The sequence below is a fragment of the Spongiactinospora sp. TRM90649 genome (assembly GCF_029382225.1).
In the GTDB taxonomy this organism is placed as follows: Bacteria; Actinomycetota; Actinomycetes; order Streptosporangiales; family Streptosporangiaceae; genus Spongiactinospora.
Window position 1 is genome coordinate 65,065 of record NZ_JARLTC010000030.1, and the last position, 12,953, is coordinate 78,017.

The window sequence follows — 12,953 nt, forward strand, 5'->3', positions numbered from 1 at the left end:
GATTACGCAGCATGTCACGGCGTCGGCCGCCGGGGGAAGAGTCGCTTGACGAAAAGGTCATATATTCATATGTTCTCCCTTGGGAGGTCCGATGAGCGATCAAGTCGACCCGAACCACTTCAAGCAGGCGGCCCGGCGGTTCGCCTCAGGCGTCACAGTGGTGACGACGACGGTCGGCGCCGACGCGGTGTACGGCGTGACCGTCTCCTCGTTCGCGTCCCTGTCGATCAACCCGCTGCTGGTCACCGTGTCCCTCGCCTCGTACAGCAGGCTGCTGGACTACGTCAGGGAGTCGGGCAGGTTCGCGGTCAGCGTGCTCGGCAGCGAGCAGCAGACGGTGTCGCGGTTCTTCTCCACGCAGGGGCGTGACCCGTCGCCGGGGTTCCCCGGCATCGCGGTGGCGCGGGCCGTCACGGGTGCGCCCATCATCCACGACTGCCTGAGCTACTTCGACTGCGAGGTGCACGAGTTCCTGCCCGGCGGCGACCACACGATCCTCGTCGGGAGGGTCGTGTCGGCGGGAGGCACGAGCGGCGCGCCGCTGCTGTACTACGACGGCGGCTACCGCGAGCTGACCGACCCGCGCAGGCTGGGCGACGGGCTGGCCGTCCAGATGCACCTGGCCGGGATCACCGGCCGGGAGATCCTGGACGCCCAGGCCGCGATCGAGCCCGCCACGGCCGAACTCGCGGCGGTCAACGCGACCGCCGAGGACCTGGCCCGCCTCACCGTAATCCTCGCCCAGGCCGAGGACGTCATGCACGACGCGGCGCGCTTCACCGCCCTCGGGGTGGCCTTCCACGTCGCCGTGGGCGAGGCGTCCGGCAACCGCGCGCTGGCCGGGACGCTCGAAGCGCTCCGGCTGGAGAAGCAGGCGCTGCTCGAACGGCGCAACACCGTCGAGCGCGCCCGCCGCGCCCATCACTTCCACGAGCGGATCCTCGACCGGATCCGCGCTCGCGACGCAGGCGGAGCGCGCGAGCTGATGACCCGCCACGTCCGCAAGGTCGCGGCCCAGGTCGTCGAGGTTCCCGCCGAGGTCCCCATCGATGTTCCAGCGGAGGCACCATGAGCATGCAGGGCGCGCTCACCGGCGAGCGCTACAGGGAGTTGCTGCGAGACGGCCGCGAGGTGTGGCTGAACGGCAAGCGGATCGACGACGTCACCGAGCACCCGGCGTTCCGCGGCACCGTGGACCGCTTCGCCGAGCTCTACGACGCCCAGCACAACGACGTGATGACGTTCGAGTCTCCTGAGACCGGCAACCGGGTCAGCAAGTCGTACCTGCTCCCCCGGACGTTCGACCAGCTCAAGGAGAAGTACGCCAACACCCAGGCGTGGATGCGCAACAGCTGGGGGCAGCTCGGCCGCTCCCCCGACTACATGGCCAACGTGACCGTGGGCCTGTACGACATGCGCGACGACCTGAACGCCAGCAGGGCCGGATTCGGTGACAACGCGGTCGCCTACCACCGGTACTGCATGGAGAACGACCTGGCGATCACCCACGCGATCGGCGACCCCCAGATCGACCGCTCCAAGACCCCGCTCGACGACCCCGACATGGCGCTGCGGATCATCGAGGAGCGCGAGGACGGCGTGGTGGTGCGCGGCGCCAAGCAGCTCGCCACGCTCGCGCCGTTCGCGCACGAGGTGCTGTGCTACCTGTCGGCGTCGTTCGCCCGGCGCGGCGCGCCGGAGTTCGTGATCTGGTTCGCGTTGCCGATGAACGCCCCCGGCCTGAAGATCCTCTGCCGCGAGCCGCTGGGCGACCACGCCCACGGGCACTCCCACCCGTTCGCGCGGCTGTACGACGAGCAGGACGCCATGCTGTTCTTCGACGACGTGGTGATCCCGTGGGACCGGGTGTTCCTGCTGCACGACGGCGAACTGGCGATGCGCGGGCTCGGCCGGATCACCCCGTGGGCGTCCTACAGCTCCCACGTGCGCTTCCAGGAGCGCATGAAGACCGCGCTCGGCGTGGCCACCCGCTGCGCCGAGGCGATCGGCGTCGCCGGGTTCCGCAACGTCCAGGAACAGCTCGGCGAGATGACCGCCATCGTGGAGCTGAGCCGGCTGCTCACCGTCGCCACCGAGGCGCAGCACAAGACCTCGCCCGGCGGTCTCGTGCAGCCGGTCGGCTCGCAGGCCATCGGCTACTTCTCCGCGACGAACTCCGGCAAGATGGCCGACATCCTGCGCAAGATCACCGCCTCCGGGCTGCTGATGCAGCCGAGCGAGGCCGACCTGGACAACGCCGAGCTGCGCCCGCTGCTCGACCGGTACATGCGCGGCAAGGACATCGGCGCCCCGGAGAAGGCGCGGCTGTTCCGCCTGGCCTGGGACCTGGTCGGCGGCGGCTTCGGCCAGCGCCAGGAGCTGTACGAGTACCTGCACCGGGGCGACCCTGCCCGCAACCTCATCAACCTGCACAACCGGTACGACCGCACGGAGATCGACGAGCGGATCAACCGGCTGATCTCGGAGCCGCTGACGCCATGACGATCATCGATGTGCACACCCACATGCTCAGCCAGGAGTACGTGGACCTGCTCGTCGCGGAGAGCGGCACGTACACCCTGTCCGGCGGGGTCGTCCACCGCGCCGGAGCCTCGTTCCTGACCCTCACCCCCGGCATGTTCGACTACGACCTGCGCCTGGCCGCGATGGACCGGGCCGGTGTGGACATCGCGATCGTCTCCCTCACCTGCCCCAGCGTGTACTGGGGCGGGCCCGAGGTGAGCGAGCGGGCCGCCCGGCTGACCAACGACCAGATGGCCGCCGCGCAGCGGCGCCATCCGGACCGGATCAGGTTCCTGGCCACGCTGCCCTGGCAGTACCCGGAGCGGGCGGTGGCCGAGCTGAAGCGGGCCACCGACCTCGGCGCGGTCGGCGTCATGGTGCTGGCCAACATCGACGGCGTGAGCCTCACCGATGCCCGGTTCGCCGATATCTGGGCGGCCATCGACGAGGCGGAACTGCCGGTGCTGCTGCACCCGACGACCCCGCCCGGCGTCGAGGCGCAGGACATGGGCGGCTACCACCTGGTGTGGAGCGTCGGCTTCATGTTCGACACCACGCTCGCGCTGTCGCGGATGATCCTGTCCGGCTTCTTCGACCGCTACCCCCGGCTGAAGGTGATCGGCGGCCACGCGGGCGGCTGCCTGCCGTTCCTGATGGGACGGCTGGACGCCGGCCACCGGTCGTGGGAGTCCGTCCGCGCGTCGATCAGCGACCTGCCCGGCTCCTACGCCGACCGGATCCTGGTCGACTCGATCTGCTACGACCCCCGCGCGCTGGAGCTGACCGTCTCGGTGTTCGGCCCGGACAACGTGCTGTACGGCAGCGACTTCCCGCACAGGAACGGCCACATGGAGGAGATCATCGGCCTGGTCCGGGGCCTGCCCGGCGACCAGGCCGGACGCGTGCTCGGCGGAAACGCGGCGCGGGTCTTCCGGCTGTGACCACGCTCACCCTGCACCGGCCGCTGGTGTTCGCCGGCCCCGCCTTCCTCGTGGCCGTCGGCTACGTGGATCCCGGCAACTGGGGCACCGACATCGCGGCCGGTTCGCAGTACGGCTACCGCCTGCTGTGGGTGCTGGTCGCGGCCAACGGGGTCGCGCTCTTCCTGCAGTACCTGGCGGCCAAGCTGGGCATCGCGACGGGCTCGCACCTGGCGGCCCTGCTCGGCACCCGGCTGTCCCGCCCGGCCAGGCTCGGCGTGCTCGCGGTGGTGACGGCGATCCTGATCGCCACCGAGGTCGCCGAGTTCCTGGGCGTGGTCATCGCGCTGCACCTGCTGCTCGGCGGGCCGATGGTGCTCTCCGTGCTGATCGGCGCGGCGCTGGTGCTCGGCATGCTGACCGTGGCCAGGGGCAACCGCGCCCTGGAGCGGGGCATCGGGCTGCTGCTCGCGGTGGTGGCCGCGGTCTACGTGATGGGGATCTGGCTCAGCGCCCCGGGCGCCGAGCCGCTGTCCGGGCTGGCCCCCAGCCTGCCGCCGGGCTCCGCGCTGATCGCGGTGTCGCTGATGGGCGCGACGATCATGCCGCACAACCTGTTCCTGCACTCCGGCGTGGTCGGCTGGAACACGGACGGCGGGCTGGACCGCCTGGAGGACCGTTCGGCCGCGCTGCGCACCGCCATGGTGTGCGGCGCGGTGGCGCTCAACGCGGCGCTGCTGCTGAACGCCGCCATCATGATCGTCGCCGCCGCGACCGGCGACGGCGAGGTCCCCTCGGGGATGACGGAGGCCGCCGGGGCGCTCGCCCCGGCCCTCGGCCCGATGGCGGTCACCGGGTTCGGGCTGGGGCTGCTGGCGGCCGGGCTGGCCTCCACCACGACGAGCGGGGTGGCCGGTCAGTTCATGATCGAGGGGCTGACCCGGCTGCGCCCGCCGCTGCTGCTGCGGCGGGCCGTCGCGCTGGTGCCCGCGGTGCTGCTGCTGGCCTCGGGCGTGGGCGAGGTGGAGGCGCTGCTGGTCAGCCAGCTCGTGCTGGGGCTGGCGCTGCCCATCGTGGTGCTCGTGCTGATCCGGCTGACCAGTTCGACCGAGGTCATGGGCGCGATGGCGAACGGGCCGGCTACCCGCCGCGCGGCCTACGCGGTGCTGACCCTGGTGACGGCGGCCAACGTCGGGCTGATCGCCGACCTGCTGCTGTCGTGACCGCGTTCAGACCCCTGCCGCGGCGGCGAGGGTGGCCACGTTCATCCGCAGGATGCCGAGGGCCAGGGCGTGGTCGATGTGGTCGAGCGTGTCGCCCTCGGTGTGCACGTGCTCGTTGGCGGAGTCCGCTCCCTCGATGGTGAGCACAGCCGGGATCGAGGCGTCGATGAACGGCACGTGGTCGCTGTTGAACGGCCGCAGCGAGGTCTGGACGGCGAGCCCGGTGTAGGTGCCGGCCGCCGCCGCGAGGTCGTCGATGAGCCCCTTGGAGACCTCGGCCCCTTCGAGGAGCACGGTCGGCACGGCGGTGTTGAGCGTGGCGATCATGTCCATGTTGACGACCGCCCGGACGCGGTGGCGTTCCCGCGGGGACAGCCCGGCCACGTACTGGGTGCTGCCGAACAGGCCCTGCTCCTCGCCGCCGAACAGGATGACGCGGATGTCGTGCCGGGCGTCGAGCCCGGCCAGCACGCGGGCGATCTCCAGGAGCCCGGCGGCGCCGCTGCCGTTGTCGTCGGCTCCGGGGGCGGGCGCCGACGGCCCGCCGGACAGGTTGACCGAGTCGAGGTGGGCGGTCAGCAGCACCACGTCGCGGAAGGCCCGGCTGGGCACGACGCGCTCGGCGACGACGTTGCCGCTCTGGCCGGATCCGACGGTCACCGGATCGGTCCGCACGATGTAACCATGCTGGGTCAGCAGGTCGGCGGCCATCGTGGCGGCGGCCCGGAATCCGGGGCTGAGCGAGTGCCGGGTGCCGAACCCCACCAGTTCGCCGAGCAGCGACCCGAACCCCTCGGCCGACACCTCGTCCACCAGCCGCTGGATCTCCGCGACCGGGGTGCGGGCGACGGCGGGCGCCGCGCCGAAGACGACCTCGCCGGTGGGCAGCGGCTCGACCCGGTAGCACACCTCCTCGCGCGGGGTGATTCCGGAGAGGCGCTCGGCGTCGATGGCGGCGACCAGGTAGCGGCCCTTGTCCACCAGCACGCGGACGTCGGGGTGCTCCTGCTGGAACACCCGGCCCACCTGGGTGACCAGGTGCAGGTCTCGGGGCGCGGCCGGGGCGGGAAGCTCCTCGACGGTGACCCCCGCCTCGCGGGCGCGGCCCCTGGCGGAGGCCCACAGGTCGTCGTCGCCGGTCCAGTACACCAGGGTGTCGCCGAGCCGGGCCCAGTCGAGCCCGGGGGCGGCGACGCGCCCCGTGCCGGGGGCGGGCTCGCCGGGTGTGCGTACGATGCCAAGTCTCATCGGGGGTTCCCTCCTGGTGTCCCGCACGGGTCTTCGTCAGTGTGAGCGCGTGACCCGCACGGAAATACCCTGACGGCCACGGCGGAGGCCGGTTGGAGCACCGGCTTTAGCCGCGCGCCCCGACCGCCTCGCGCACGTCCGCCACGATCCGGCGCGTGGTGCGGGGCGCGACCGCCAGGCCGAGCAGGGTCAGGACGAGCGTCGCCGCGAACACCGACCAGTGGCCGTTGGCCGTCGCGATGAACAGCGCGCTGGTGACGGCGACCGCGACCACAGAGAAGACCATCTCGCCGACCTGGAGCGCGGAGCTGTTCACGCCCTGCTCGCCCCGTGCGGACAGCTCCAGGGTGAGGACGGACAGCGTCGGGTACACCAGGCCCATGCCGAACCCGGCCACGATCCACGACGGGTAGGCCAGCGCGACCGGGCCCAGGCCGAAGCTCACCACGCCCATCAGCGCGATGCCGGCCGAGATCGACGCGGTTCCGGCGACCAGGTTGACCATCCGGGAGAACACCTCGCGGCCCTGCAGCCAGGAGGCGAACGACCAGGAGAGCGCGCCGCCGGTGAGGGCGAGGCCGGCGGTCAGCGGCGACAGGAAGTACTTGGCGTCCAGCATCAGCGGGACCATCACCTCGGCGGCGAAGAACGCGCCCGCGGTCAGCCCGCGCAGCGCCACGACGGCGGGCAGTCCCCGCGCGGCCCGCACGGTGCCCTTGGGCAGCAGGCGGGGCAGCGCCAGGAGGAGCACCAGCACGCCCACCGCCAGGAGCACGGGCTCGCCGTCGCTGCCGTACTGCATGAGGCCCGCGCCGACGGCGGTCAGCACCGCCCACCCGGTCTTGCGGAGCAGTCCGGGCGCGGGTTCGGCCTGTCCCCCGGAGATCGGCTGACCGGCCAGGCCGCGCACCAGGAAGATCCCGGCGATCACGGTGAGGAAGGGGACGGCGAGGAAGACGAGGCGCCAGTGCCCGGCCGCCGCGACGGCGCCGACCAGCGCCGGGCCGACCATGGACGGCACGACCCACGCGGTGGCGAACAGCGAGAAGATCTTCGGGTGCTGCGCCTCGGGGTATACCCGGGCCACCAGCACGTAGAGCGAGACGTTGATCAGCGCGCCGCCGAGGCCCTGGACCAGCCGTCCCGCGATCAGGGTCTCCATGTTCTGCGCGAGTCCGGCGAGGAGGAGGCCGCCGCCGAAGGCGACGGCCCCGCTCCAGAGCGGTGCGGCCGGGCCGCGCAGGTCGGCCCATCGTCCGCCGATCACCGTGCCGACCACGCCCGCCGCCATGGCCCCGCTGAAGGCGAGGCCGTAGAGGTGGGCGCCGCCGAGTTCACGGGCCACGACGGGCATGGCGACCGCGACGGCCAGGTACTCGAATGCCACCAGTGACACCATCGCCACCAGGCCGACGGTCAGGGATCTACTCTTCATGACGAAGACGATATGACCGCCTATGTGCGTACACATCGGACGAAAGCCCTAGAACATGCACGCGCATGGACCTAGGACGGAGGGTCCCGGACAGGGGTCAGGTCACTTCACGGTTTCGAGGCTCTGGTCCACGTGCAGCTGGTTGAACTGGACCTTGGGCGCCAGCCAGCCCGCGAAGTAGCGGTCCACCTCGGCACGCTCGGCCGCGCTCGGGTTGGGGTTGGTGCAGGACGTGCCCGCGCTCGCGCCGGACATCAGGTCGGTGCAGCGCCCGGTCCGCCGGTCGGGCATGCCCAGGATGTGACCGATCTCGTGGGTGGAGATGCGCAGCGGGTTGTGCCCCTGCGAGGTGGCCTGGCGGCCGATCCAGACGTAGCCGCGGCCCAGGCTGGTGGGCTGCGCCCGGGGCCAGCCGTTGTCGGCGTAGACGATGAAGTCGGCCGGGGTGCCCGCGACGAGCCGGACGTTGCGCACACTGGAGTTCCAGATCTGCGCGGCCTGGTCGATCACGCCGCGGAACTCGGCCGCGCGGCTGGCGTCGTACCGCAGCGTCCTGACCATGTTCGCGGACGCCTGCGGTGCGGGCGACAGCACGGCGAGCATGGCGAAGCCCGCCACGAGTGTGACGATGGAACGGAGGAACCTTGACACGTGGACCTCTCTCCTCGGGGAGTCGGGGGTGCGCCGGCGGAACCGGCGGGGGTATCCCGAGTAAGGGATGGTGTCAAGGTACGCGCGCCACCGCCTGCCAGGGATGACGCACATTCCCCCTATCGCGGCGTTATAGAGCATCGGACCGGGCTACATAGTGATATAAGTCCCGACACCATGCGGTAAGTGAGTTTCCCACCCGCCGTTCCGGTCCCGCGCCGCATGGGACGGCGGCTTCGTGGTGCCGTCGGGCGCGGTCGGCCTGCGGGTGGAGGTCCGCCTGGACGATACGGCGGACTTCGTCAGGCTGACGCCTCCGTGAGGGGGCGGGCCGCCGTACGGCGGTCATCCGGGCCGCGCCGTACAGGGTGGCGACCAGCAGCGGATCGAACTTCAGGTTGTACATCTGCTGGACCCCGCCCAGTTCCTGGGCCAGCACGCTGTACTGCCGGACGTCCTCGGTGAACAGGCCCCAGGCCCCGTAGAAGATGAGGAACGGCAGGGCGGTGTGCGCGATGACGCCGCGCAGCCGTTCGTCCTCCTCGTCCCCTTCGCCCCCGGACGCGAGGTCCGGCACGGCACCGGTCCGCCGGGCCTCGCCCCGTTTGATCACCTGGATCATCAGGATGTAGGCGGCCAGCGTGGCCAGCACGGCGAAGCTCGTGATCGCGAACCCGACGTACTTGCGGGGGCCTCGACGTCGCCCGCGTAGACCGCACCCACCAAGATCAGATCGTGCACGACCCGGCCGACCGTATAGGCCGGCGCGAGCGGGAGAATGTAACGCCAGGCGAGCCGCAGCGCGTCCAGCGGCAGCCGGGCGGCCGTACGAAGTGAGGGTGCCGTGTCCATCACCGGGCAACGGTAGCGAGTAGCCACATTTCGGACGTGCCATCACGCCCTGCCCGCCCCAGCGAGGAGATCCATGAGCAGCGCCGCCCCCAGCGTCGGCTTGGACCGTCCATCACCGCACGTCGGGTTGATCACCCTCAACCACCCACCGGCCAACACGCTGGGCCGGGCCATGCGCGCACGGCTCGTCGAGCTGCTGACCGAGCTCGACCGCGACCCCGAGATCCGCTGCCTCGTCCTCACCGGCACGGGCACCACCTTCACCGCCGGAGCCGACCTTCGCGAGAACCGCGCCCTCCACTCCCCCGCCGACGCCGACGGGGAGCGGGTGGAGGCGTTCCTGGGTGACTTCGACCGGGTGTTGTGCGCGGTCGAGGACTTCCGGACTCCGGTGATCGCGGCGGTGAACGGGGCGGCCGTCGGCGGAGGGCTGGAGCTGGCCATGGCCTGTGACATCCGGCTGGCCGCGAGCGACGCGGTGTTCGTCGCGGCGGGGGTCAATGTGGGGCTGATCGCCAACTTCTGGCGGCTCACCCGCATCGTGGGGCTGGGGCCCGCCAAGGAGATCCTGCTGACCGGTGAGCGCTACGGCGCCGAGGAGGCGCTGCGCTGGGGGCTGGTCACCGGGGTCCACGCCCCTGCCGATCTGCTGCCCGCCGCGCTGGCCAAGGCCGAGCGGGTCGCCTCCCGGCCGCCGCTTTCCGCCGAGGCCACCAAGGCGTGCGCCAATCTGGCGCACGGGCTCACCCGCGAGCAGGCGACGGCCCTGCAGGCGCGGTATTTCCAGACGATGGTCCGCACCGCCGACCATCGGGAGGCGCTCGACGCCTTCTTCGCCCGCCGTCCCGGCCACTACCAACGCCACTGACCAACGCCACTGACCAGTGCCACCGGCCGGTGTCGCCCCGCTGGAATCATCCGGGTGTTTCCGCCCGCCGAATTTCCCGGAACCACGACAATCGGCCTGGTGAAATATTATTGACACAGCGGGATTGCAAATGCCACGCAATATGCCTTTTAATTATTAGACACCCCCCCTGCATCCATTTGAGGGGTTGTGCCCGTAATTTGATTATGGGCTACGTATCCTGAGAGGGCGCCGTGGAGTTTCGAGTTCTCGGGCCGGTCGAGGTATGGCAGCCCGGTGGCCCGGTCGCGACAGGTGGGTTCAAGCAGCGGAGCGTGCTCGCGCTGCTGGTGCTCAACCTCAACCGGGTCGTGACCTTCGAGCGCATGATCGACCAGGTGTGGGGCACGCGGGCGCCCGACGCCAGGAACACCGTCCAGCGCCTGGTGTCGCGCCTGCGCCGCGTCATCGAGGCGGGTAAAGAGCGTCCGCCGACGGACGGGCGCCCGCCCGCCCTTGAGACGCATTCGGGTGGCTATTTGCTGCGCGCCGACCCGAGTACCGTGGATTTGTATCGCTTTGAGTCTCTGATCGAGCAGGGTCGTACGGCACAGCGCGAGGGCGACCACGTTCTCGCCGCGACGCTGCTCGGCGAAGGGCTGCGGCTGTGGCGCGGCCCCGCGCTGGTCGGCGTGGCCGACGGCGTCCGCGACGTGCCCGCGGCGCGGCTGGAGGAGGCCAGGCTGCTGGCCCTTGAGGACCGCATCGAGGCCGACCTGGCGTCCGGCCCCGAGGAGCCGCTGGTCGCCGAGTTGCGCGAACTGGTCGCCGACCACCCGCTGCGCGAGCGGATGGTCGGCCTGCTCATGGTGGCGCTGCACCGCTGCGGACGGCAGGCCGAAGCCCTGGAGGTATACCAGCGCACCAGGGGCCACCTCGTGGAGGAGCTGGGCCTCGAACCCGGGCAGGCGCTCCAGCGCACCCACCGGGAGGTCCTCGCCGGAGACCTGGGCGCGGCCGGATCCCCGCGCACCGCGCTGACCCTGCAGGTCCCGGCACAGCTCCCCGCCGATGTCCCCGACTTCACCGGACGCGCCGCGCACGTGCACAGCCTGGTCCAGATGCTGCGCGGAGACGTGGACGGCTCGCCCGTCGTGGTCACCGCGGTCGGCGGCGGCGGAGGCGTCGGCAAGACGACCCTGGCCATCCACGTGGGACACCTGCTGCGCGACCGCTTCCCCGACGGCCAGCTCCACGCCAACCTGCACGGCAGCAACGGCAGCACGTCGGCGGCCGAGATCCTCGGCGACTTCCTGCGGGCGCTCGGTGCGGACGGCGCCCACATACCCGAGGCCGAGGACAAGCGCGCCACCCTCTACCGCTCGATGCTGGCCGGTCAGCGGGTGCTCGTGGTCCTGGACAACGCGCGCGACGCCGCGCAGGTCCGCCCGCTGCTGCCGGGCAGTCCCACCTGCGCGGTGCTGGTCACCAGCCGGGCCAGGATGGCCGACCTGGAGGGCGTGCACCTGGTCGACCTCGACGTGCTCCCGGCGGCGGAGGCCGTGGAGCTGCTGGGGAAGATCGCCGGGCCGCGCCGGGTGGCGGCCGAGCCTGAGGCGGCGCTGGAGGTCGCCGGGGCGTGCGGCAACCTGCCGCTGGCCGTACGGGTGGCCGGGGCGCGGCTCGCCGCGCGGCCCGGCTGGAGCCTGGCCACCCTCGCCGAACGCCTGGCCGACGAGCGCAGGCGGCTCGACGAGCTGCGGATCGGCGACCTCGGGGTGCGGGCCAGCTTCGAGCTGAGCTACCGCTCGCTGCCGCCCGACCAGGCGAAGGCATTCCGGATGCTCGGCGTGCCCGACAGCCGTGACATCACGCTGGGCGCCGGTGCGGCGCTGCTCGGCGTCAGCGAGCCGGAGGCCGAGGCGCTGCTGGAGAGCCTGGTGGACGCCTACCTGATCGAGACCCGCGAGCCGGGCCGCTACCAGATGCACGACCTGATGCGGACCTTCGCCAGGCAGCGGGCGGGCGAGACGGAGACCCAGGAGCAGCAGGCGGCGGCCCTGCAACGGCTGCTTGAGCACTATCTGGCGACGGCCCGCCAGGTGGACAAGGTGGTCGGGCTGACCCCGGCGGGCCAGACCGGCGGCGACCGCCGTCCCGACCCGCTCAGCCAGTCCGCCCCGGCCACCCGCTGGCTCCAGCAGGAGCGTGCCAACCTGGTCGGCACCATCCTGCAGACGACCGGCTGCGCGTCGATCCGGGTGCTGCCGATCGCGCAGCTCGTGGACTGCATGGGCGGCTTCCTCGGCCGGGGCTTCTTCGACGACTGGGAGGCGGCGGCGGGCGCCGTGCTCGACGCCGCGCTGCGCGAGCACGACCAGCCCGCCGAGATCCTGGCCCGCAACGCGCTCGGCATCCTGGCCGCCGAGCGGCGCCACGACCTGCCGACCGCCAGCCGTCACCTGCACCGGGCCTGGCGGCTCTGCCGCGACCTCGGCGACCGCGACGGCCTCGCCCGCGCGCTGAACAACCTCGGCGCGGTGTGCACCATGCGGCGCCGCTACCGGGACGCGGTGGACTACCTGCGCGAGAGCCTCGCGCTGAGGCTCGCCCGGCCGGAACCGCTGGGCGTCAGCGCGGTGCTGAACAACCTGGGCACGGTCTACGTGAAGATGGGGGCCTACCAGGAGGCCGACGTCACGCTGCGCGACGCCCTGGGGATGACCCGCGCCGAACAGGACCACTACACCGAGGCCAACACCCTCAACTCACTGGGCAACCTGCGCCACGAGCAGGGCGACTTCGCGGAGGCGGTGGAGTACCACGAGCGGTGCCTGGACATCTGCCGCCGGATGTCGCTGGCCAGGGTGGAGATGCTGGCCAGGGTCGATCTGGCGGCGGCGGAACGCGGCCGGGGCGACCTGGGCGCGGCGCTCGGGCACTGCGTCACGGCGCTGCGGATCAGCCACGATCTGCGCGCGCCGTACGCGGAGGCCCGCACGCTGCGCGAGCTGGGCCACATCCGGCACGGGCTCGGCGAGCAGGAGTACGGCGACGACGCCTGGCAGCGCGCGCTGAAGATGTTCGAGGAGATCGACGCCCCCGAGGCGGCCGACCTGCGGGCCACCCTGGACGCCCGCACCGGGGAGGACGACGTGATCACCCGCTGACCCCGGCCGCCGGGCACGGCCACGACGAGCCCGCCGTCGTCGCGTCGCGGGCCGGGCTGACCCCACGGCTCACCGGGAGGGAGG

10 protein-coding genes are annotated in these 12,953 nt (G+C 71.9%); 6 read left to right on the top strand and 4 right to left on the bottom strand.

All coding sequences use genetic code 11. The features are described from left to right. Positions 1-91 precede the first annotated feature (91 nt). Genes P3X83_RS30480 through P3X83_RS30495 form a run of 4 tightly spaced genes read left to right on the top strand, consistent with a single transcriptional unit; the run spans position 92 to position 4,666 of the window. Positions 92-1,072 carry a flavin reductase gene (locus P3X83_RS30480; protein WP_277308727.1) on the top strand — a complete coding sequence of 327 codons (981 nt, stop codon included), beginning with the start codon at positions 92-94 and terminating at the stop codon, positions 1,070-1,072. Then, positions 1,069-2,502: a 4-hydroxyphenylacetate 3-hydroxylase N-terminal domain-containing protein gene (locus tag P3X83_RS30485; RefSeq protein ID WP_277308728.1), complete on the top strand. Its 1,434-nt coding sequence runs from the start codon at positions 1,069-1,071 to the stop codon at positions 2,500-2,502. Before P3X83_RS30480 ends, P3X83_RS30485 begins: the two co-directional genes overlap by 4 nt. Further along, entirely contained in the window at positions 2,499-3,464 is a 966-nt protein-coding gene (locus P3X83_RS30490; protein ID WP_277308729.1) for an amidohydrolase family protein, read from the top strand. Before P3X83_RS30485 ends, P3X83_RS30490 begins: the two co-directional genes overlap by 4 nt. Next, complete coding sequence (locus tag P3X83_RS30495; RefSeq protein ID WP_277308730.1) at positions 3,461-4,666, top strand: Nramp family divalent metal transporter; 1,206 nt, start codon at positions 3,461-3,463, stop codon at positions 4,664-4,666. The genes P3X83_RS30490 and P3X83_RS30495 overlap by 4 nt, the downstream gene beginning before the upstream one ends. Positions 4,667-4,672: 6 nt before the next feature. Here the strand turns inward: P3X83_RS30495 and P3X83_RS30500 are convergent, their stop codons facing one another. The 4 genes from P3X83_RS30500 to P3X83_RS30515 form a co-directional block, all read right to left on the bottom strand. Then, positions 4,673-5,914 (bottom strand): M28 family metallopeptidase, encoded by a 1,242-nt coding sequence (locus P3X83_RS30500; protein WP_277308731.1) that lies wholly within the window; start codon positions 5,912-5,914, stop codon positions 4,673-4,675. A gap of 106 nt (positions 5,915-6,020) precedes the next feature. Next, positions 6,021-7,349, bottom strand: coding sequence for an MFS transporter (locus P3X83_RS30505; protein WP_277308732.1), 1,329 nt, complete (start codon positions 7,347-7,349; stop codon positions 6,021-6,023). A 102-nt stretch (positions 7,350-7,451) separates the two neighbouring features. Then, on the bottom strand, positions 7,452-8,000 hold the full coding sequence (locus P3X83_RS30510; protein WP_277308734.1) for a snapalysin family zinc-dependent metalloprotease: 549 nt from the start codon (positions 7,998-8,000) through the stop codon (positions 7,452-7,454). A gap of 130 nt (positions 8,001-8,130) precedes the next feature. Next, positions 8,131-8,652 carry a hypothetical protein gene (locus tag P3X83_RS30515; RefSeq protein ID WP_277308735.1) on the bottom strand — a complete coding sequence of 174 codons (522 nt, stop codon included), beginning with the start codon at positions 8,650-8,652 and terminating at the stop codon, positions 8,131-8,133. Positions 8,653-8,925: 273 nt separating this feature from the next. On the opposite strand from P3X83_RS30515, the gene P3X83_RS30520 reads away from it, so the two are divergent. Together P3X83_RS30520 and P3X83_RS30525 are read left to right on the top strand one after the other, a co-directional pair. After that, positions 8,926-9,720: an enoyl-CoA hydratase/isomerase family protein gene (locus P3X83_RS30520; protein WP_277308736.1), complete on the top strand. Its 795-nt coding sequence runs from the start codon at positions 8,926-8,928 to the stop codon at positions 9,718-9,720. A 233-nt stretch (positions 9,721-9,953) separates the two neighbouring features. Beyond that, the gene (locus P3X83_RS30525) at positions 9,954-12,869 is read left to right on the top strand and encodes a BTAD domain-containing putative transcriptional regulator (RefSeq protein WP_277308738.1); all 2,916 of its coding nucleotides are present in this window, start codon (positions 9,954-9,956) and stop codon (positions 12,867-12,869) included. Positions 12,870-12,953: the final 84 nt, after the last annotated feature.

Bases quoted from the DNA above. Each gene is read 5' to 3' on its own strand.
- P3X83_RS30480 (WP_277308727.1), top strand. From the start codon at position 92: ATGAGCGATCAAGTCGACCCGAACCACTTCAAGCAGGCGGCCCGGCGG.
- P3X83_RS30520 (WP_277308736.1), top strand. From the start codon at position 8,926: ATGAGCAGCGCCGCCCCCAGCGTCGGCTTGGACCGTCCATCACCGCAC.
- P3X83_RS30490 (WP_277308729.1), top strand. From the start codon at position 2,499: ATGACGATCATCGATGTGCACACCCACATGCTCAGCCAGGAGTACGTG.
- P3X83_RS30485 (WP_277308728.1), top strand. From the start codon at position 1,069: ATGAGCATGCAGGGCGCGCTCACCGGCGAGCGCTACAGGGAGTTGCTG.
- P3X83_RS30500 (WP_277308731.1), bottom strand. From the start codon at position 5,914: ATGAGACTTGGCATCGTACGCACACCCGGCGAGCCCGCCCCCGGCACG.
- P3X83_RS30505 (WP_277308732.1), bottom strand. From the start codon at position 7,349: ATGAAGAGTAGATCCCTGACCGTCGGCCTGGTGGCGATGGTGTCACTG.